Raw genomic sequence first — 19,309 nt, forward strand, 5'->3', positions numbered from 1 at the left:
CCCTATGTCTGAGGCGGTGCACTTCGTAAGGTTGAACCCAGGAAGTCCTGGTACCGAACTTTCGGTGCAGAACCTCTCCGTACAGACGTCCCGGTACAGCCCTCCGGTAAAGCCTTCCGGCAGGGAAGTCCGGTGCAGGATGTCCCGCTCCCGAACGGAAACCCGCCTTGCCGCCCGACGCCCCCGCCCCCGTGCCCGCCTCCTGGCGCGTCGCACTGCCGCACTCCACTGCTGCCGTGCCGATCGCCCGTGCCCTCATCCGTACGGCGCTGGCGGACATCGACGCACCGGCGGACAGCGACACCGCCGAGCTCCTCACGGCGGAACTGGTCGCCAACGCCGTGGAGCACACCGACGGCGCGGGGCCCATCGAGCTGGTCGTGGAGCTCATGGCGACCGGCTGCCAGGTGGAGGTCCACGACCGCGACCCCGGGCCGCCCGGCGACCTGTCGCGCCCCCCGCCCGGCAGCGAGCCGGACCCCTGGCAGGAGCACGGCCGCGGACTGCTCCTGATCCGCACCCTCAGCTCCGCCTGCGGTCACCGCGCCACCGAGCACGGCAAGGCGGTCTGGTTCACCCTTCCGTCGGTACCGCCGCCGGCCCCTCGGGCCTGACCAGCCTCGACCGGCTGCGGCCGTAGCCCGCGTACACGAGGGCGCCGACCGCCAGGAAGACCACGAACTGCACCCAGGTCGACCAGCCCGTCCCGTACATCAGATACAGGCAGAAAGCGACGCCCAGGACCGGACTGAGCGGGTAGAGCGGCACCCGGAAGGAGCGCTTCAGCTCCGGATTGCGCCGACGCAGCGCAATCACCGCGACGTTCACCACCGCCATGACGGCCAGGGTGCCGATCGTCGTCAGGTTCACCACGACGTCGAGCGACGAGAAGGCCGCCGGAACCGCGAAGAGAGCCGCCACGATCCAGGTGTTGGCCACCGGCGTGTGCGTCCGGGGCGAGACGCGCTCGAAGACCCGGGGGATCAGCCCGTCACGGGACATCGACAGCAGGATCCGGGTCTGCCCGTACATCACCGCGAGCACGACCGACGCGATCGCGACGACCGCTCCGAAGGCGATGATCCCGCCGCCGACCGTGGAGCCTGTGACCTGGTCGACGACCAGCGAGAGCGCGGCCGGCTTGTCGGACACGGCGTCCGCACCCAGGGCGCCGATGGCCCCGAGGGCGACCGCGCAGTAGAGCAGCGTGACGAGGCCGATGCAGATCATGATCGCGATCGGGATGTTCCGCCGGGGGTTCTTGACCTCCTCGCCCGCGGTGGTGATGGCGTCGAAGCCGATGTACGAGAAGAACGCCAGCGACGCACCGGCGGTGACCCCGGCCACGCCTTCGGGAGCGAACGGGGAGAGGTTTCCGTCCTCGAACGCGGTGAAGGCGATCACGCAGAACGCGACCAGGATGCCGAGCTTGAGAACCGCCATCGCGGCCGTGGCCCCCGCGCTCTCCCTGATGCCGCGCACCAGCAGGGTGGCGGCCATCATGATCACGACGACCGCCGGCAGGTTGACCACTCCCCCGTCCGCGGGCCCCGAGGAGAGGGCGGCCGGCAGTTCCCAGCCGAAGATGCTGTTCAGCAGCTCGTTGACGTACTGGCTCCAGCCGACCGCGACCGCCGAGACCGAGACGCCGTACTCCAGCAGCAGGCACCAGCCCACGAGGAACGCGGTGCGCTCCCCCAGCGCGGCGTAGGCGAACGAGTACGAGCTGCCGGAGACCGGGATGGCGCCACCGAGCTCGGCGAAGGAGAAGGCGGTGAAGATGCAGGTGATCGCGGCAAGGACGAAGGAGACCACCACCGCGGGGCCCGCTTCGGCGACGCTGTCGGACAGGCCGACGAAGATCCCTGTGCCGACGATCGCACCGACCCCGAAGCACACGAGCTGGAACAGCCCCATGGTGCGCCGGAGGCCGTGCCCCTCCAGGTCGGCACCGGACTCGGCGACCAGCAGGTCGGGGCTCTTGATACGCGCCCGGCTCGATCGTGGCGGGCTCAGGGGTGTCCGGGGGGAGGGGACGGCACTCATGGGGGGACGTTCTCTTCTCTCGTGGAGCGTGAAGCGTGGGGCGCCTGCGAGGGGGGGCCGGGAGCCTGCGGGAAGGACCCGGGAGCCTGCGGGGAGGACCGGAGAGCCTGTGGGGAGAGCTCGGTCCAAGCCCACAGAAATGGGGTTCGAGCGTGCGAGCCCGAACCCCACCAAGTAGCACCATCGTAGGCGCTACCACGCATGTTCACCCAATCGGGTGCATGCTCATGCGTTCCACCCCTGGCCGGCCAGGGTGGCCACGAGGACGGCCTTGATCGTGTGCATCCGGTTCTCGGCCTCGTCGAAGACGACGGAGTGCCCGGACTCGAAGACCTCCTCGGTGACCTCCAGCGCGGTGAGGCCGTGGCGCTCGTGGATCTCCCTGGCCACCTTCGTACCGAGGTCGTGGTAGGCCGGGAGACAGTGCAGGAACTTGACGCCGTCGTTGCCGCTGGCCCGCAGGACGTCCATGGTCACGGAGTACGGCGCGAGCGCTGCGATCCGCTCGTCCCAGACCTCCTTGGGCTCACCCATGGAGACCCAGACATCGGTGGCGACGAAGTCGGCGCCACGGACACCTTCGGCGACGTCCTCGGTGAGGGTGATGCGCGCACCGCTGGACTCCGCGAGCTTGTTGGCCTGCTCCACGATCTCCCGGGCGGGCCAGTAGGCCTCGGGCGCGACGATCCGGACGTCCATACCGAGCAGGGCGCCGGTGATCAGGTAGGAGTTGCCCATGTTGAAGCGGGCGTCACCGAGGTAGGCGAAGCACAGCTGCTCCAGCGGCTTCTCGCTGTGCTCGGTCATCGTGAGGATGTCGGCGAGCATCTGGGTGGGGTGCCAGTCGTCGGTGAGCCCGTTGAAGACAGGGACACCGCCATGCGCCGCCAGCTCCTCGACCGACTCCTGACTGTCGCCGCGGAACTCGATGCCGTCGAACATCCGGCCGAGCACTCGAGCAGTGTCCTTGACCGACTCCTTGTGGCCCATCTGGGAGCCGGAGGGATCGAGGTACGTCGTAGAGGCGCCCTGGTCGGCGGCGGCCACCTCGAAGGCGCAACGGGTGCGGGTCGAGGTCTTCTCGAAGATCAGCGCAATGTTCTTCCCACGCAGCCGCTGCACCTCCTCGCCCGCCTTCTTGGCGGCCTTGAGCTCGGCAGCCAGGGCGATCAGGCCGCGGAACTCCTCGGCCGTGAAATCCAGCTCCTTGATGAAGTGGCGGCCTGCGAGGTCTATGGCCATGGTGACTGCTCCCGGGTCGGGCTGAGGGCACGTGTACAGAACCCTGGAAGTCTATACGAGACTCCGCATTGATATACAGAGCGGTGGGGTCTCACAGGGGTCGCGCGCGCCTCCGGGCGGCTCACACCGGGTCGCGCACCACCGGACAGCTCATGCAGCGCGGACCGCCCCTGCCGCGCCCCAGCTCACTGCCGCGGATCTCGATGACCTCGATGCCCTCCTTGCGCAGATGGGTGTTGGTGGTGGCATTGCGCTCGTACGCGACGACGACCCCGGGTTCCACGGCCAGCACATTGCAGCCGTCGTCCCACTGCTCACGCTGGGCCGCATGGACGTCCTGGGTGGCGGTCAGCACCCGGATCGTGTCCAGGCCCAGCGCGGCGGCGATGGCCCGGTGCATGTGCTCGGGCGGATGGTCGGTGACCTTCAGCTCACGGGGGCCGCTGCCCGGCTCGATCGTGTAGGAACGGAGCATCCCCAGCCCGGCGTACTGAGTGAACGTGTCCCCGTCGATCATCGTCATCACCGTGTCGAGGTGCATGAACGCGCGACGCTTGGGCATGTCGAGCGCCACGATCGTCCGGGCCGACCCGGCGTCGAAGAGACCCCTGGCGAGCATCTCCACGGCCTGCGGAGTGGTGCGCTCGCTCATCCCGATCAGGACGGCGCCCCGGCCGATCACGAGGACGTCGCCGCCCTCGATGGTGGACGGGTAGTCGTGCTGTCCCTCGGACCAGTGGTGGAAGACGCCTGCCTCCGGGCCGGTGAACAGCGGATGGTGCCGGTAGATGGCCTCGAAGTGCACGGTCTCGCGCTGCCTGGCCGGCCAGCGCATCGCGTTGATGGACACCCCGTCGTAGATCCATGCCGAGGTGTCGCGGGTGAAGAGGTGGTTGGGCAGGGGGTTGAGGAGGAAGTCGTCCAGGTCCATGACATGGAAGCGGACGGACGTCGGCTCGGCGTGCCGCTCCAGGAACTCCCGCTTGGTCATCCCGCCGACCAGCGCCTCGGTCAGCTCGGCGGCGGACAGCTCCTCGAATGCGGCGCGCAGATGCTCGGTGGCGAGGGGCCCGTACTCCTTCTCCTCGAAAACCCGGTCGAGCACGAGCCGCCGCGCCACCGGGATGTCGAGGGACTCACGGAGCAGATCACCGAAGAAGTGGACCTCCACGCCACGGTCGCGCAGCACATCGGCGAAGCCGTCGTGCTCCTCCCTGGCGCGGCGCACCCACAGCACGTCGTCGAACAGGAGCGCGTCCTTGTTGCTGGGGGTGAGCCGCTTCAGCTCCAGATCGGGGCGGTGCAGGATGACGCGGCGCAGCCGCCCGGCCTCGGAATCGACATGGAATCCCATGCCTCCATCCTCACCGCGCGGAGCACCGTTCACCCTGCGAATCGCCAACCGTTTCCCGGTCGTGCCCGGGAGCTACAGCCGGGGGTCGACCGGCTCGGACTCCAGGGCCAGTACCGCGAAGACCGCCTCGTGGATCCTCCACAGGGGCTCTCCGTCGGCCAGCCGGTCCAGTGCCTCCAGGCCGAGGGCGTACTCCCGCAGGGCCAGCGACCGCTTGTGGCCGAGGAACCGCGAACGCAGCCGGTCCAGATTCTCCGGACGCGTGTACTCGGGGCCGTAGATGATCCGCAGGTACTCCCGGCCACGGACCTTGATGCCCGGCTGGACGAGCCGCTCCTTCCCGTCCCGTACGAGCGCGCCGAGCGGCTTGACGACCATGCCTTCGCCGCCGCGCCCCGTCATCTCCAGCCACCAGTCGGTGCCGGAGCGCACGGAGTCCTCGTCGCCGGTGTCGACGACGAGGCGCCGGGTGACCTGGAGCAGCCCGGTCGGGTCGTGCTCGACCAGCCGGTCCAGCCACGCCAGCTGCTCGTCGTGCGGTACGGAGGCCAGCGAGCGGCCCTGCACGGCAAGGATCTGGAACGGTGCGAGGCGGACACCGTCGAGCCCCTCGGTGCTCCAGCAGTAGCGGCGGTAGGCCTCGGTGAAGGCCGCGGCGTCCGCGGCCCGCTCCTGCTGGCGTCCGGCAAGAGCCCCGACGTCCACACCGCGGGCAGCCGCCGCGGCCAGGGCGTCGCCCGCCACGGGAAGGACCGCACCCGATGCGGCGCCCACCGCCGCATACTGCGAGCGCAGCAGCCCGGCCGCCTTGAGGGACCAGGGCATCAGCTCGGCGTCCAGCAGAACCCAGTCCGTGTGCCACTCCTCCCAGAGCCCGGCGGCGGTGACGGCCGTGCGCAGCCTGCCGAGGATCACCTCGGTGAGCGCCACGTCGTCCAGGAACGGCCGGCCGGTGCGGGTGTGCAGCGCCCCGGTGGGGCCTCCCCCGGAGCCGAAGGCGTGGGAGGTGCCCCCGACGCCGAAGCGCTCACGGGCCGTGTCCGCGTCGCGGCAGACCAGGGCAACCGCACGCGAGCCCATGTGCTTCTCCTCGCAGACGACCTTGGTGACGCCGTCCGCCCGGTACTGCGCGAAGGCCTCGGCCGGATGCTCGAGGAAGCCCTCCTTGTGGGAGGTCGCGGTCGGGGCCATCGTCGGCGGGAGGTAGGCCAGCAGTCTCGGGTCGACGGCGAACCGGCTCATCACCTCGAGGGCCGCCGCCGCGTTCTCCTCGCGCACCGCGATACGGCCTATGTGCCGGGTCTCCACGATGCGGCGGCCCTGCACATCGGCGAGGTCGAGCGGGCGCCCCTCCCTGCCTCCGGGCGCCTCGGTGGTCAGCGGCTTCACCGGCTCGTACCAGACCTGCTCGGCCGGTACGTCGACGATCTCGCGCTCCGGCCAGCGCAGCGCGGTCATCTTCCCGCCGAAGACCGCTCCGGTGTCCAGGCACAGGGTGTTGTTGACCCAGGAGGTGGTGGGCACCGGGGTGTGGCCGTAGACCACGGCCGCACGGCCGCGGTAGTCCTCTGCCCACGGGTAGCGCACGGGCAGGCCGAACTCGTCGGTCTCGCCGGTCGTGTCCCCGTACAACGCATGCGAACGGACCCGCCCCGAGGTGCGCCCGTGGTACTTCTCGGGCAGGCCCGCGTGGCAGACGACCAGCTTGCCGCCGTCCAGGACGTAGTGGCTGACCAGCCCGTCGATGAATTCCTTGACCCGCTCCCGGAATTCCGGGTCCTCGGCGTCCTCCCGCTCCAGCTGCTCGATGGTCTCGGCGAGGCCGTATCTGACCTGGACCTGCCTTCCCTTGAGGTAGCGGCCGAGCTTGTTCTCGTGGTTGCCCGGGACGCACAGGGCGTTGCCCGCCGACACCATGGACATGACGCGGCGCAGCACGCCGGGGCTGTCAGGACCGCGGTCGACGAGGTCGCCGACGAACACCGCAGTGCGCCCGTCGGGGTGCGCGCCGTCGGTGTATCCGAGCTTGCCGAGCAGGGACTCCAGCTCGGAGCTGCAACCGTGGATGTCGCCGATGATGTCGAAGGGACCCGTGAGGTGACGGAGGTCGTTGTAGCGGCGCTCCAGGACGACCTCGGCGCTCTCGGCCTCCTCCTCGGTACGCAGGACATGCACCTTGCGGAAGCCCTCGCGCTCCAGCCCGCGCAGCGAGCGGCGCAGCTCGCGTCGGTGGCGCTGGACGACATGGCGGGGCATGTCCGCGCGGTCGGGGCGGGTCGCGTTGCGCGCGAGGCAGACCTCCTCCGGCAGGTCGAGCACGATGGCGATGGGCAGCACGTCGTACTCCCTGGCCAGCTGCACGAGCTGCTTGCGGCTCTCGGACTGCACGTTGGTGGCGTCGACGACGGTGAGCCGCCCGGCGGCGAGGCGCTTGCCCGCGATGTAGTGCAGGACGTCGAAGGCGTCACGGCTCGCGCTCTGGTCGTTCTCGTCGTCGGCGACGAGGCCACGGCAGAAGTCCGAGGAGACGATCTCGGTGGGCTTGAAGTGCTTGCGGGCGAAGGTGGACTTGCCCGATCCGCTGGCGCCGATGAGCACGACGAGAGAGAGGTCGGTCACCGGCAGCGTGCGAGAGGTACTGGTCATGCGGCCTTCGCCTCCTTCGTCATCTCGTCCGTCTTCTCGTCGGCCGATTCGTTCGCCACGGACATCGTGAACACGGCCATCTGTGTGGGCGGCCCCACTTCGGGGTCGTCCGGCCCCACAGGTACGAACGCGACGCCGTAGCCGTGGCGCTCGGCCACCTGCCGCGCCCAGTCCCGGAATTCCTCCCTGGTCCATTCGAAACGGTGGTCGCCGTGGCGCACATGTCCGGCCGGGAGCGTCTCCCAGCGAACGTTGTACTCGACGTTCGGCGTGGTCACGAGCACGGTCTGCGGCCGCGCCGAACCGAACACCGCGTACTCCAGCGCCGGCAGCCGCGGCAGGTCGAGGTGCTCGATCACCTCGCTGAGCACCGCCGCGTCATACCCCTTCAGCTGCTTGTCGGTGTACGTGAGTGCGCCCTGCCGGAGCGTGACCCGCCCGGCCTGCCGCTCCCCCATCCGGTCCAGCTTCAGCCTGCGTGAGGCGATCGTCAGGGCACGCATCGACACATCGACCCCGACGATCTCCGTGAAACGCACGTCCTTGAGCAGCGCCTGCACCAACTGGCCCTGTCCACAGCCCAGGTCAAGCACTCGGCTCGCCCCGGCGGCGCGCAGTGCCTCCAGGATCGCCGCACGGCGCTGCTCGGCGAGCGGCACCGGCTTCTCCTCGGTGTCGGTGGTCTCGTCCACGGCGTTGTCGACGCTCTCCACCTCCAGGTCGTCCGACTCGGCGAGCCGTACCAGTTCGAGCCGTTCCATCGCCTGCCGGGTCAGGCCCCAGCGGCGGGAGAGATAGCGGCTGGTGATCAGCCGCTGCTCGGGGTGCTCGGCCAGCCAGCCCTCGCCCGCCCGCAACAGCTTGTCCACCTCGTCGGGCGCGACCCAGTAGTGCTTGGCGTCGTCGAGCACCGGCAACAGCACATAGAGCTGGCGCAGCGCGTCCGCGAGCCGCAACTCCCCCTCCAGCACGAGCCGGACGTAGCGCGAGTCGCCCCACTCCGGGAACTTCTCGTCCAGCGGTACGGCCACGGCCTCCACGCTCCTCCAGCCGAGCGGCCCGAAGAGCTTGTGCACCAGTTCGACGCCGCCCCGTGCCGGCAGCGCGGGCACTTCGATGCGCAGCGGCAGGGACTCCTGGACCCGCTCGGGCATGGCGCGGCACACCCCGTTCAGCGCGGACTTGAACACCGTCGTCATGGCTACCGAGAGCAGGGACGACGCCGCGTACGGCCGGTCGTTGACGTACTGCGCGAGCGCCGCGTCGGGGGCGCCACCCCGGCCCTTGCCCTTGCCGCGCCGCACCAGCGCCACCGGATCCACCTCCAGCAGGAGCGCGGCCGTGCAGCGCTCCAAGGATGCCTCGGGGTAGAAGACATGCGCGGTGCCGTGCGAGGTGGAGAACGTCTGCGCCTTCTCGGGATGCTTGTGCAGCAGAAAGCCGAGATCGGTGGCGGGACGCTCAGGGGTGCCGGTCGTGCTGATAGTCAGGAACACCCGTCCGAGTATGGCCCTGCACCCCATCCCCTACCAGGCATTTTCAGGGTCTGATCAGTCCTTGCAGAGCGGCCAGCTCGGCGATCTCGGACGGGCCGACCCGGCAGCAGCCCCCGATCAGCCGGGCGCCGGCCCGCTGCCAGTCCCGCACCCGCCCCGGGTCGAAGGTGCCTTCCCCGGTCCACCTCCGGCCTGCGGCATCCCACTCCTCGCCGCTGTTCGGGTAGACGACGACAGGCTTCCCGGTCACGGCCGCCGCCACCTCCACCGCACGGTCCGCGTCTGCCGGATCGCAGCAGTTGACCCCGACGGCCACCACCCGGTCGTTGCCCGCGGCGAGCCCGAACGCCTCCTCGAGCGGCTGACCCGCCCTGGTCCGGTCACCCGCCACGCTGTAGGAGAGCCAGACGGGAACGGGGCACTCATGAACCGCCCGCAGCATCGCCTCGGCCTCGTCGATGTCCGGTACCGTCTCCAGAGCCAGCACATCTGGGCCCGCCGCAGCCAGTGTCTCCACCCTGGGGCGGTGGAAGCGCTCCAGCTCGCGGACGCTCAGCCCGTAGCGGCCCCGGTACTCGCTGCCGTCCGCGAGCATCGCCCCGTACGGTCCGACCGAGGCGGCGACCCAGACCTCCCGCCGGGTCCCGGCCCCGGCCCGGCGTGCCAGCTCCACGCTGCCGGCCATCAGCTCCGCGGCCCGGTCCCGCCCGATCCCGCGACGCCCGAACCCTTCGAACGTCGCCTGATAGCTGGCGGTGATGAGCACCTGTGCACCCGCCCGCACATAGGCCGCGTGGGCGGCCTCGATCTGCTGGGGTGCATCGGCCAGGAGCCGGGCCGACCACAGCGTGTCGGACAGATCGCACCCCTGCGCCGCCAGCTGGTTGGAGAGACCTCCGTCCAGCAGAACAGTGCTGTCGGCGAGCGCGTCGCCGAGCGTACGGCCGGGCGGCTCGTGGGAAGTCCGGGCGGATTGCACAGCTACTCCTTCCTCTCAGCTCAGCTGGGCCTGGACCTGCGACGAGATCAGTTCCAGATGTTCCAGGTCGTGCAGGTCAAGGATCTGCAGATAGATGCGGGATGCTCCGATCGCGGCGTACTGGCCGATCTTGTCGACCACCTGGTCGGGCGAGCCCGCCAGGCCGTTCGCCTTGAGGTCCTCGACGTCCCTGCCGATCGCGGACGCCCGTCGCGCCACCTCCGCGTCGTTCTTCCCGGCGCAGACCACCAGGGCGTTGGAGTACACCAGGTCGTCCGGGGCACGGCCGGCCGCCGTGGCCGCCGCCCTGACGCGGCCGAACTGCTTCTCACTGTCCTCGATCGACGCGAAGGGGATGTTGAACTCGTCCGCGTACTGTGCGGCCAGCCTCGGGGTGCGGACCGCACCGTGCCCGCCGATCAGGACCGGCACCTTCGCCTGGGCCGGCTTGGGAAGCGCAGGTGAGTCGGTGAGCTGGTAGTACGTGCCGTCGTAGTTGAAGGTCTTGCCGACCTCGGTCCCCCACAGACCGGTGACGATCGCCAGCTGCTCCTCCAGCCGGCCGAACTTCTCCTTCGGGTACGGAATGCCGTACGCCTTGTGCTCCGCCTCGAACCAGCCCGCGCCCAGGCCCAGCTCGACCCGGCCGCCGGACATCTGGTCGACCTGCGCCACCTGGATGGCCAGCACTCCGGGCAGCCGGAAGGTGCCTGCCGTCATCAGCGTGCCGAGCCGGATCCGCTTCGTTTCGCGGGCCAGACCTGCCAGGGTGATCCAGGCGTCGGTCGGTCCGGGCAGCCCGTCCCCGGAACCCATGCGCAGATAGTGGTCCGAGCGGTAGAAGGCGTCGAAGCCGAGGTCCTCGGCGGCCTTGGCGACAGTGAGCAGGGTGTCGTAGTCGGCCCCTTGCTGGGGCTCGGTGAAGATTCGAAGATCCATACCTCCATCCTGCACCTTCGGGTCCGGCTCACGACTGGCCGGCCACGAAGCCGGCCGGCCCGCGGATCACTCCGTACGGACCGTCACGCTCCCGGCCCTGCGCCTGTTCCCGCTCCTGCTCCTGTTCGGCGAGCCGTCTGAGCATTCCGTACACATGGTCGATCGACTCGTCGACGGCATCTATCGCCTCGATGCACTGCCAATAGAGCCCGTCCTCCTCCGTGTCGCAGGCAACGCCGACCAACGCGATGCCCACATCGCCGAGCAACAGCCCGAGTGCGCTCAAGGTCGCTGACACATCGGCCACTTCGGAGAGCTGCGCCGCCCGTGCAGCCCCGGCCGGGACCATCGGGTGGTCGAGCACCGCGGCGCCCCGTCCGCCGATCTCGCTGAGCCCGCGCGCCTCGGTCCGTAACTCCGCCGGTCCGCAGCGCACCAGCTGTCCGCCCACCGTCCGGGCGAGAGCCTGCGCCTGCCAGGCCTCCGCCATGATGGCCGGTGTCCCCCGGCTCGCCGCCAGAGCTCGCCGTCCGGCCTCGATAAGCCGCTCCGCTTCCATGTGATTCCCCCGTCGTTGCGAAAACCCGCTCACCTCTTTCATTACCCACAGTGAAGTGAACGGCACCGGAAAGCTAGAGGAAATCGGAAATCTGTGGACAGGAAGTCGACTGTGAACAAGTCGATCACTCCGAAGAGTGACGATCGTGGAGTTCAGTGGGTTTCGGCGCCGGGAAGCGCAGCTCGTTCCGGTCGATCTTGGCCGCCAACGCCGCCAGCGGGTCGACACCGAGCACTTCGCAGAACTGCAGCAGATAGGCCAGAACGTCCGCGACCTCGTCCGCGACCCGGTGCGCCGTACCGGGATCCTCCATCACCCGCGCCGACTGCTCCGGTGTGAGCCACTGGAAGATCTCGACGAGTTCGGAGGCCTCGACGCTCAGCGCGACCGCCAGGTTCTTCGGGGTGTGGTACTGCTGCCAGGCCCGTGCCGCCGCGAAGTCGACCAGTCGGCGCTGCAGTTCAGCTACATCGAGTTCCGTCACGGTGCCAGGTCTACCACTGTCACACCCACCGTCCCACGGGCCGGTGCCGCGGTTGCTTCCGTGACGGTGCCCAGCAGCCGGATGTGCCCGTCCGCGCAGATCGAGGCCGCCAGCGCCAGCAGCTCACGCGTCTGCCGCGCATCCAGGCTCCGGTCGAGCCCGTCGGCCAGGACCGTGAGCGCCTGCATGGCCGACGGCACCTCCGCCGCCGGATCCACCACCAGCACATGAGGACCGGTCAGCAGCACGAGGGCGAATGCCAGATACCTGAGCTCACCGTCGCCGAGACGGCCCACGGGCGTGCTGTACCCGGCTCCGCGCTCCGCCCTCGCCTGCACGGCTCCGCCCGCGAGACGTTCGACGGTCAGTCCCGTCACCGGTCCCGCACACCCGGTGTCCGCGGTGGCGACCAGCCGGGCATGCCGTTGAGCGCACTGGGTGTGTGTGCGGTGGAGCACCTCGGCGAGGTTGTCGCAGCAGGACCTCAGCCGCCCTTCCCCGACCGGCACCGCCGCACGCATCCGATGCGGCTGCGGGTCGCAGGCGAAGGCCGACCGCAGTGCCACCACCACCTGCTCGGCGGCGGCCAGTACCCGTAACTGCCCGTCCGTGGTTCCCGCGACCCGCAGCGGCAGCAGCGCCGTACCGAGCCGGTCGTCGGGGAACGGGGCCCGCGTCACGGGGACCACGCCCGCGGTGTGCCAGGCCGCCTGGACGGTGGAGCGCCCCGGATCCCGCAGAGCCGTGGTCAGCAGCGTCTCGCCGCCGTCCATGAGCCGCTCGCCGACCATGCGGAGGGTGGGCTCGGCCTGGACGGCGAGGTCCAGTCTCACCGGACCGGCCGGGCCCTCCACGGTGCACCCGAGCCTGAATCCCCGCCGTCCCTGCGCATCCGCCCCGGCCCGTTCGGGCACCCAGGCCCCTGGGTCCGGGAAGACCTCCTCCAGCGGGTCGCCGGAAGCGAGCCGCGCCAGTGCCTCGTACGCGCGCAGGGCAGTCGTCTTCCCGCTGCCGCTCGCCCCGGTCAGCAGGGTGACCGGGCCGAGGGGAATCACTGCACGGCGGTACGAGGCGAAGGCGGCAAGCCTCAGTTCGCTGACGAAGGGGCGGGCGGGACGGGCCGGCACACCGGTCCGCGTCGGGGTGGTGGCCCCCGTGGAGATCACAGTCATGAACGGACCGTACGCACGCCGCCGACCGGCGAACCGTTCCGCCCGCACGACCTTCCTACGTTTGAGGGACGCCCGCCGCGGTGACGCCCTCGACCTCCATGCCGACGGGCGCGAGCAGAAAGACGTTGCGGTCGACGCGGTGCATCCCGCTGCCCAGTCCGAAGACCACGCCGCTGCTGAAGTCCAGAATCCGCTTGGCCACGTCGGTCTCGGCGCCGGTCAGATCGAGGAGCACCGGAATCTGCGCCACCAGGTACTCGGCCACCTCGCGCGCGTCCGCGAACACCTGGACCCTCAGTACGACCAGCCGACGCTGCTCGACCGAGTCCCGCTGGTCCGGGACCGAACGGTGGTCGACCCGGGAGGGCCATTCGTTACGCCCCCTCAGCGGTACGACCTGGGCGAGCCCTTCCCACTGTTCGTCGGTGGCGTCGTATCTGTCGTACCTGTCGTACCTGCTCACAGAACCACCCCGTCCGTAAGCCGGTTGGCTGTGCGCCGGCTGCGCTCGCTGTTCATCGGGCAATTCTCTCGCCCCTCACCCGTTCGGCGTACCACCGACACGGGTCGCGGCGTGATCGACACCGTCCTGCGCCGTACGGGTGTCCGCCTCGGGGAGGGTGTCGAGAGGGGTGAAACGGACCGGGAGATGAGCCGGCGCACGGTGGAAGGGACCCGGTCGCCAGATCAGCTCGGTGGCATCGACAGCCAGTTCGAGGTCGCAGAGCTGGCTGGTGAGCTGCTCGATCGCGGTCATCGCCATCAGTAGCGCGGGCTGCTTCGCCGGGCACCGGTGCGGCCCCGTCGACCAGGCGAGATGGGCACCCGTTCCAGAACGCACAGCGACATCCGAAAGAGCAGGCAGTGACTGCGTGTTGGCGGCTGCGAAGGAGACCATGACCAGTTGCCCCGCGCGGAGCGGAACACCGTGGAACTCGGTGTCGTGCCGCGGGTAGTGGGCCCCCAGGTTGGCCATCGGCGGGTCCCGCCACAGCACTTCGTTGATCGCTTCCTGGGCGGTCGTCGCACCGCCGCGCAGGGATCCGGTGTGCCCGGTGTCGCCGAGCATGTGGAGCAGTGCGTTGCCGATCAGATTGGTCGTCGGATCGTGGCCGGCGCTCATGATCAGTGTGATCTGTCGCACTGCTTCGTTGTCGTCCAGGGCTGCCGGATGCGCGAGCAGATACGACGTGAGGTCGTGCCCCGGCCGCGCACGCCGGTCGGCCACGAGGCCGGTCACGACGCCGACGAGGTCGGCGTACGCCGCTGCCGCACCCTCGGCGGAGTTCATCATTGCGGCGATGCCGTGGACGATCCTCTCGCTGTCCTTCGGCGGCACCCCGAAAGAGGCGGTGAAGATGTGCAGGGGGAGAGGTCTGGCGTACTGGGCGATGAGATCACCGCTGCCGGTGGCCGAGAAGGCGCCGATGAGCTGTTGGGCGACCCGGGCCACCTCCGTCCTCAGCAGATGCGGCTCGATCAGGGCGAGGGTGTCGTTGATCGCGTCGCGGTACCGGGCATGGACGGAGCCGTCGGAGAAGAGCGCGGTGGGCCGGTAGCCGAGCACGGGCAGGACCGGCGAGTCGGCCGGCACACCTGCCTGCCAGGCGCGCGGGTCCTTGGTGAACGTGTCGGTGTCGCGCAGCAGGTCGACGGCGGCCTGGTAGTCCGTGACCAGCAGGGCGTCGATTCCGGGAGCGATACGGACCCGGGCCAGCGGCCCCTGGGCGCGCAGTTCACGGTAGTGGCCGTGCGGATCGGCGGCGAAGCCCGGTCCGTACAGCTCGAGCGGCTCGTAGGGAGAGGTGCGGGCTGCGGGCACTGTGCCCGGTGTGTACGCGGTCATGACGGGTCCTGGGACTGGGGCAGGCAGGTCAGCGCATGTTCGGCGAGGGCGATCAGGGCGTTGATGCTGCCGCGTCGTTCGCGGGCGTCGCACTGTACGAGCGGGGTGCCCGGTGCGAGGTCGAGATGCTGGCGCAGGACCTCGTCGGTGTGGACGGGGGCGTCGGGGAAACAGTTCACGGCCACGGCGTACGGCAGCCCCTGCTCCTCCACCATGTCCATGACGGCGAAGGAGTCCTTGAGACGGCGGGTGTCCACCATCACGAGGGCACCGAGGGCGCCGCGCGCGATGTCCTCCCAGAGAGGGAAGAAGCGCTCCTGGCCCGGGGTGCCGAACATGTAGAGCACCAGATCGTCCTGGACGGTCAGCCGTCCGAAGTCGATGGCGACCGTGGTCGTGGTCTTGTCCGGAAGCCCGGCGGTGTCGTCCAGCCCGGTGCTGGACTGCGTCATCGCCTCTTCCGTGTGCAGGGTCGGAATCTCCGACAGGGTACGGATCAGGGTTGTCTTGCCCACGCCGAAGGGACCCGTGACGACAAGTTTCATCAGGGTCTCGGCAGCACTCGGCAGGTAGCCGATGCCGCCCCGGTCAGTGGAGGGAACGGAGTCCAACGAGCAGCCTCTCGACGAGCGAACGGTCGATCTCACCGGCGCTGGGGATCGGTGGTCGAGCGTGCAGATGTCCGGTGGCCACCAGGTCCGTGGCCAGGAAGACCGTGGCGCTGGCCGGAAGGTCCAGATGTGCGGCGCACTCGATGACGGTGAGAGCTCCCGGCTCCAGGAGTTCGCACAGTCTGCGCTGCTCGGAACCGGTGCCCGGCGGCAGAGCCGCATCCGTACGGACGAGCACGGCGAGCCGGTCGAGAGCGGGACCGGTGGGCGTGGAGCGGCCACCGGTGACCAGATACGCGGGAATCAGGCGGCGTCCTGGGCCGGGGGTCATGGCCGGGTGGCAGCGTCCGGCAGGCGGGTGGGGGCGTGCATCGCCCGGGTCAGCGCGGTTACCTGGACCTGCATCTGGTAAGCGATGTTGCCCAGGTGTGCGTCGGGGGCCGCGAACAGGGCGAGGGTGGTGTTCCTGCCCGCGGGTACGACGATGGCGAAGCCCAGTTCGGACTCCACGACCGTCTGCGCCAGCCGTGGGGACTCCGCCTCGGTGAAGGCGGTGGTGAAGGCACGGGCGGCCGCGTGCATGGTGGCCGTCATCGCGGCGACGCGCTCGGCGGACGCACGGTCCAGGCCGGGCGAAGCGCCCTCGACGAGCCCGTCGCCGGTGGCGACCACGGCGTGCTGGACGCCGGGCAGTTCCAGCAGCGGGGTCAGCACCCAGGCGAGATCACCGGTGGTGGGAGTGGTGCTCACGTCTCGTCGTCTCCTTGGTCGTCCGATGAGGATGCTGAGCGTGCCGGGGCTGCGGAAGGTTCTGCGGCTCCGGTGGGTTCTGCGGCTGCCGGCGCTTTCCTGCCGCTGACGGTGCCCTGCTGGAGCGCGGTCCAGGATGCTCCTGCCTGTTCGGGCGTACGGAGCACGGGCTCGTCCGCCGCGTCCGGTGCGGCCGTGGCAGGGTCCGGGGAAGACGTCCGGCGGTTCCTACGGCGCCGACTGGGCAGCTCGGAGGGGCGCTCGTCCGGAAAGGCCGCGGGGGTGGCGGAATCGTCCTCGGTGCCGGCCTCGTCGCTTGCCGGGCTGCGGTCCGTGCTGCCGGCCGTGTCACCGGCACCCGCACCGGCCGCGACCGCCCGCGCGTGCACCGGCTTCGGCGCGAGCACGGACAGGGTGCGGTCGTCGTCGATCACGGTCAGCAGATGGGCAGGAATGCGCAGCATCGTGCGCATGCCCCCGTACGGCGACGACTCGATGTGGCAGCTGAAGCCGTACCGCGCTACGAGCCGTCCCACCACGGCGAATCCGGTCTGCGGCGGATCCCCCAGCTCGGTCAGCAGCACCTCCGAGGGCCCTGCCAGCAGTGCGCGGGCCCGTTTCAGCGCGTCGTCGTCCATGCCGATTCCGGCGTCGTCGACGAGGACCAGGGCGCCCCGCCCCGCCGTCTGCTGGACCGTCACAGGCACCTCGGTGTCCGGGTGCGAGTACGCCGTCGCGTTGGCCAGCAGTTCCGCGAGTGCGATCGCGAGGGGTTCGGCGGCCCGGGCGACCAGCGCGAGCCGCTCCTGGCGCAGATGGTTGGCGACCTTGATCCGCTCGTAGCCCGGGACCCGGGACTGGGCGCCGAGAACGACCTCGACGAGCGAGGAGTTCTGCCGGGCGAGCCCCGGCCAGGCGTCGCAGAGCACGGCGGTGGCCTGGGTGCGGCGCAGCGCCAGTTCGTTACGGAAGTCGAGCTGCAGGATCCGCGGATCGTCGTACTCGTGCTGGAGCTCCTGCAGCAGGTGCTGCGACTGGTTGAGCAGCGACTGGATCTTGGCGGACGTGCCCCTCATGGCCGACCGGGCGGCCGCGTCGACGCGCCCTCGCTCCTCCATGACCGCGGTACGCGCGGCCTGTACGGCCTCGGTCAGCAGACGCGCGGCGTCGCCCTCGATCCCGGCCGCCTCCCGCAGTCCGGGGACCGCTGCGGTCGAGTGGGAGAGGGCGGTCGCCGCGGCGGGTATCCGTTTCTCGGCCAGCTGGCGAATCTCCTCGGTGAGGGCCAGTGTGCGGGCCTCGGCCGCCCTTGCCTGACGGTCGGCCAGTTCGGCGCGCGCAAAAGCCCCGTAGGCGTCGCGGCCCGCCTGATGAGCCCGTACGCCGGCCGTTACCGCCGTGATGACGGCTACCAGCGCCACGATCCATGCCACCACAGCGTCACCGTGTCTCTCTTGTCGGGCAAAGGGCGCGCGCCGCGGGGCGGCGGGACTCCTGGCTGTCGCTCCGGCACACGGTCACTCCGGCTCGCCGCCGGATGTTCCCCGCGCGATCTCGTGAGCGAGCGCCGCCACATCGGACATCACCTGCAGGACGCCGGGCAGTTCGGAGCCGTCCAGGTGCCGGTACTCACTCCCGATGGTCACCACCAGCCGCTCGGGCAGGCCCAGTACGGGGTAGCGGCCTTCGCCGATCACGCGGCGTGCGGCCTCGGTTGCGGGCACTCCCGCCGTGTGGAAGGCGTGGGCGCGCTCGCGTACGTAGGAGAGATAGCCGATGTGCTCCCGCACGCCGGCCCGATCGAGCACCGGCCCGTGGCCGGGCACGATCACCTCGGCTCCGGTGGCCAGCACCTGCTCGCAGGCAGCGATCACATTGCTCAGGGGACCGGCCCAGTGGACCGGGTGATCGCCCGGCTGCTCCGGGGTGGAGGAGAAGATGACGTCACCGCTGAACACGGTTCTCTGCGCGGGCAGATGGACGATCAGGTCGCCGGTGGTGTGGGCGGGCGGCAGGGCCGACACCTGGACGGCGTACTCCCCCAGAGTCAGTTCGAGCTCCCCGGTGAAGTACGTCGTCGGCTGCACGGGTTCGGTGGCCGACCAGTCGAACTCACCGAAGTGGCGGCCGAGGTACGCGCCGAGGGGCGTGGCCGGATCGCTGCCTGCCACGAGTGCGTGCTGCTGCTTCGGGGTGGGCTCGTAGTGGATGTGCTCCCGCGCCTCGCGCGTCGCGATGATCTCCGCGTCCGGAAGCACACCGGCGCCCCAGAAGTGGTCGCCATTGGCGTGCGTGACGATCACACGGTCGATGGTCACCCCGTCGGGCAGCCGCTTCTCGCTCTCCGCCAGGAACTGTCCGGCCAGCACCGGGTCGTACGGGGTGTCGATCCAGAGCGCCCCGCGCGGAGACACGAGCAGACCGCAGTTGGCCAGCCCCCAGCCCCGCTTCGGCGGCAGCCAGGCGTACAAGCCCGCGCCGAGGCCAACGACGTCCCCACCCGTGATCGACATGGGGCGATTATGCCGACAGCGATCCGGCCGCGCGTTCGAACTCGGCCAACTCGAGGGTTCAATGACGCAAAACCGCCCCTCCGTCCTGCGGTACATCGCACTGCGGTGACCGTCCGGGGTCACCCGGCCCCTGACACACGGAGGACTTTCCGCTCTTTCCAAGGAATACCCCCCTTCGGCTTCGCGCCTCACGGCAGATACCCACCAGGTTGCAACAGAACCCGATTGAGCCGACTACCCGCTGAGCATGGCCGAAAACAGTTGGTCGACGGCCTCTTGATCCACCATCACCATGCTTGTTCATGCATGAATTCCCCATGTAGTCAGCAGAATTGAACAAGCACGCAAAGATTTCTTGCACCTGGGCCCGGTCCTCCCTAGCCGGCCCGGACGCAAGCGAGCAGCAGCGGACGCGCAGCCCGGTCGTGTCCCTGTAGGGACCGGGACAGCCGGCCGGCCGGAATGGCGGCGTCCTGCCGCAGAGTTCGCAGCCGGCCGAGCTGGTCCGGGTCCAGCGCCTGGCGATCGCCCGTGCGGCGGCCGGCGGCCTCGGCCCCGGCCCCGGCCTACCCCGCCGCCTGACCCCGTCAGTAGTCCTCGGCGGGGCCGCCGAAGCCCGTTCCGCACGACAACGGACCGCGCGCCGGGCGAGTGATCCGCCCGGTGCACGGC

At 70.1% G+C, this 19,309-nt stretch carries 18 protein-coding genes and 1 pseudogene; 2 read left to right on the plus strand and 17 right to left on the minus strand.

Translation table 11 applies throughout. The annotated features are described in order from the left end of the window. Positions 1–167 precede the first annotated feature (167 nt). The gene (locus ACFWBQ_RS08540) at positions 168–614 is read left to right on the plus strand and encodes an ATP-binding protein (protein WP_385485505.1); all 447 of its coding nucleotides are present in this window, start codon (positions 168–170) and stop codon (positions 612–614) included. On the opposite strand, the gene ACFWBQ_RS08545 is transcribed toward ACFWBQ_RS08540, so the two are convergent. The 17 genes from ACFWBQ_RS08545 to ACFWBQ_RS08625 form a co-directional block, all read right to left on the minus strand. Then, on the minus strand, positions 574–2,046 hold the full coding sequence (locus tag ACFWBQ_RS08545) for an amino acid permease (protein WP_385485507.1): 1,473 nt from the start codon (positions 2,044–2,046) through the stop codon (positions 574–576). The two genes, ACFWBQ_RS08540 and ACFWBQ_RS08545, sit on opposite strands and share 41 nt — an antisense overlap. Positions 2,047–2,271: 225 nt before the next feature. After that, positions 2,272–3,288, minus strand: coding sequence for an ornithine carbamoyltransferase (argF, locus tag ACFWBQ_RS08550; protein WP_385485509.1), 1,017 nt, complete (start codon positions 3,286–3,288; stop codon positions 2,272–2,274). A 121-nt stretch (positions 3,289–3,409) separates the two neighbouring features. Beyond that, positions 3,410–4,642: an arginine deiminase gene (locus ACFWBQ_RS08555; RefSeq protein ID WP_385485511.1), complete on the minus strand. Its 1,233-nt coding sequence runs from the start codon at positions 4,640–4,642 to the stop codon at positions 3,410–3,412. Positions 4,643–4,714: 72 nt separating this feature from the next. Further along, on the minus strand, positions 4,715–7,288 hold the full coding sequence (locus tag ACFWBQ_RS08560; protein ID WP_385485513.1) for a polynucleotide kinase-phosphatase: 2,574 nt from the start codon (positions 7,286–7,288) through the stop codon (positions 4,715–4,717). After that, positions 7,285–8,784, minus strand: a complete 1,500-nt coding sequence (locus ACFWBQ_RS08565) for a 3' terminal RNA ribose 2'-O-methyltransferase Hen1 (protein WP_385485516.1) — start codon at positions 8,782–8,784, stop codon at positions 7,285–7,287. The genes ACFWBQ_RS08560 and ACFWBQ_RS08565 overlap by 4 nt, the downstream gene beginning before the upstream one ends. 43 nt (positions 8,785–8,827) lie before the next feature. Further along, positions 8,828–9,763 (minus strand): homocysteine S-methyltransferase, encoded by a 936-nt coding sequence (gene mmuM / locus ACFWBQ_RS08570; protein WP_385485518.1) that lies wholly within the window; start codon positions 9,761–9,763, stop codon positions 8,828–8,830. A gap of 15 nt (positions 9,764–9,778) precedes the next feature. Then, positions 9,779–10,702 carry an LLM class F420-dependent oxidoreductase gene (locus ACFWBQ_RS08575; RefSeq protein WP_385485520.1) on the minus strand — a complete coding sequence of 308 codons (924 nt, stop codon included), beginning with the start codon at positions 10,700–10,702 and terminating at the stop codon, positions 9,779–9,781. Between the two features lie 28 nt (positions 10,703–10,730). Then, complete coding sequence (locus tag ACFWBQ_RS08580; protein WP_385485522.1) at positions 10,731–11,261, minus strand: DUF6099 family protein; 531 nt, start codon at positions 11,259–11,261, stop codon at positions 10,731–10,733. Positions 11,262–11,385: 124 nt separating this feature from the next. After that, on the minus strand, positions 11,386–11,745 hold the full coding sequence (locus ACFWBQ_RS08585) for a nucleotide pyrophosphohydrolase (protein WP_385485524.1): 360 nt from the start codon (positions 11,743–11,745) through the stop codon (positions 11,386–11,388). Continuing rightward, positions 11,742–12,917, minus strand: coding sequence for an ATP-binding protein (locus ACFWBQ_RS08590; RefSeq protein WP_385485526.1), 1,176 nt, complete (start codon positions 12,915–12,917; stop codon positions 11,742–11,744). The genes ACFWBQ_RS08585 and ACFWBQ_RS08590 overlap by 4 nt, the downstream gene beginning before the upstream one ends. Positions 12,918–12,972: 55 nt before the next feature. After that, positions 12,973–13,380 (minus strand): cell division protein SepF, encoded by a 408-nt coding sequence (locus ACFWBQ_RS08595; RefSeq protein ID WP_385485528.1) that lies wholly within the window; start codon positions 13,378–13,380, stop codon positions 12,973–12,975. Between the two features lie 75 nt (positions 13,381–13,455). Further along, positions 13,456–14,763 (minus strand): cytochrome P450, encoded by a 1,308-nt coding sequence (locus ACFWBQ_RS08600; RefSeq protein WP_385485530.1) that lies wholly within the window; start codon positions 14,761–14,763, stop codon positions 13,456–13,458. Further along, positions 14,760–15,374, minus strand: a complete 615-nt coding sequence (locus ACFWBQ_RS08605) for an ATP/GTP-binding protein (RefSeq protein WP_385485532.1) — start codon at positions 15,372–15,374, stop codon at positions 14,760–14,762. The genes ACFWBQ_RS08600 and ACFWBQ_RS08605 overlap by 4 nt, the downstream gene beginning before the upstream one ends. Further along, a complete protein-coding gene (locus ACFWBQ_RS08610) occupies positions 15,352–15,705 on the minus strand; it encodes a DUF742 domain-containing protein (RefSeq protein WP_385485534.1) in 354 nt (117 codons plus the stop codon). Before ACFWBQ_RS08610 ends, ACFWBQ_RS08605 begins: the two co-directional genes overlap by 23 nt. Beyond that, positions 15,702–16,124 carry a roadblock/LC7 domain-containing protein gene (locus tag ACFWBQ_RS08615; RefSeq protein ID WP_385485536.1) on the minus strand — a complete coding sequence of 141 codons (423 nt, stop codon included), beginning with the start codon at positions 16,122–16,124 and terminating at the stop codon, positions 15,702–15,704. The genes ACFWBQ_RS08610 and ACFWBQ_RS08615 overlap by 4 nt, the downstream gene beginning before the upstream one ends. Continuing rightward, the gene (locus tag ACFWBQ_RS08620) at positions 16,121–17,560 is read right to left on the minus strand and encodes an ATP-binding protein (protein ID WP_385485538.1); all 1,440 of its coding nucleotides are present in this window, start codon (positions 17,558–17,560) and stop codon (positions 16,121–16,123) included. The genes ACFWBQ_RS08615 and ACFWBQ_RS08620 overlap by 4 nt, the downstream gene beginning before the upstream one ends. Before the next feature lie 81 nt (positions 17,561–17,641). Beyond that, positions 17,642–18,637, minus strand: a complete 996-nt coding sequence (locus ACFWBQ_RS08625) for an MBL fold metallo-hydrolase (RefSeq protein ID WP_385485540.1) — start codon at positions 18,635–18,637, stop codon at positions 17,642–17,644. A gap of 494 nt (positions 18,638–19,131) precedes the next feature. Between ACFWBQ_RS08625 and ACFWBQ_RS08630 the strand changes: the two are divergent. Continuing rightward, a pseudogene (locus tag ACFWBQ_RS08630) lies at positions 19,132–19,245 on the plus strand (sugar isomerase); the annotation flags it as partial. Positions 19,246–19,309 lie beyond the last annotated feature (64 nt).

It is taken from the genome of Streptomyces sp. NPDC060035 (genome assembly GCF_042736635.1).
Taxonomy (GTDB): domain Bacteria; phylum Actinomycetota; class Actinomycetes; order Streptomycetales; family Streptomycetaceae; genus Streptomyces.

Excerpts from the sequence above, each read along its gene's own strand:
- ACFWBQ_RS08555 (WP_385485511.1), bottom strand. The coding sequence starts at position 4,642 with ATGGGATTCCATGTCGATTCCGAGGCCGGGCGGCTGCGCCGCGTCATC.
- ACFWBQ_RS08590 (WP_385485526.1), bottom strand. The coding sequence starts at position 12,917 with ATGACTGTGATCTCCACGGGGGCCACCACCCCGACGCGGACCGGTGTG.
- ACFWBQ_RS08575 (WP_385485520.1), bottom strand. The coding sequence starts at position 10,702 with ATGGATCTTCGAATCTTCACCGAGCCCCAGCAAGGGGCCGACTACGAC.
- ACFWBQ_RS08560 (WP_385485513.1), bottom strand. The coding sequence starts at position 7,288 with ATGACCAGTACCTCTCGCACGCTGCCGGTGACCGACCTCTCTCTCGTC.
- ACFWBQ_RS08580 (WP_385485522.1), bottom strand. The coding sequence starts at position 11,261 with ATGGAAGCGGAGCGGCTTATCGAGGCCGGACGGCGAGCTCTGGCGGCG.
- argF (WP_385485509.1), bottom strand. The coding sequence starts at position 3,288 with ATGGCCATAGACCTCGCAGGCCGCCACTTCATCAAGGAGCTGGATTTC.
- ACFWBQ_RS08600 (WP_385485530.1), bottom strand. The coding sequence starts at position 14,763 with ATGACCGCGTACACACCGGGCACAGTGCCCGCAGCCCGCACCTCTCCC.
- ACFWBQ_RS08625 (WP_385485540.1), bottom strand. The coding sequence starts at position 18,637 with ATGTCGATCACGGGTGGGGACGTCGTTGGCCTCGGCGCGGGCTTGTAC.
- ACFWBQ_RS08545 (WP_385485507.1), bottom strand. The coding sequence starts at position 2,046 with ATGAGTGCCGTCCCCTCCCCCCGGACACCCCTGAGCCCGCCACGATCG.
- ACFWBQ_RS08610 (WP_385485534.1), bottom strand. The coding sequence starts at position 15,705 with ATGACCCCCGGCCCAGGACGCCGCCTGATTCCCGCGTATCTGGTCACC.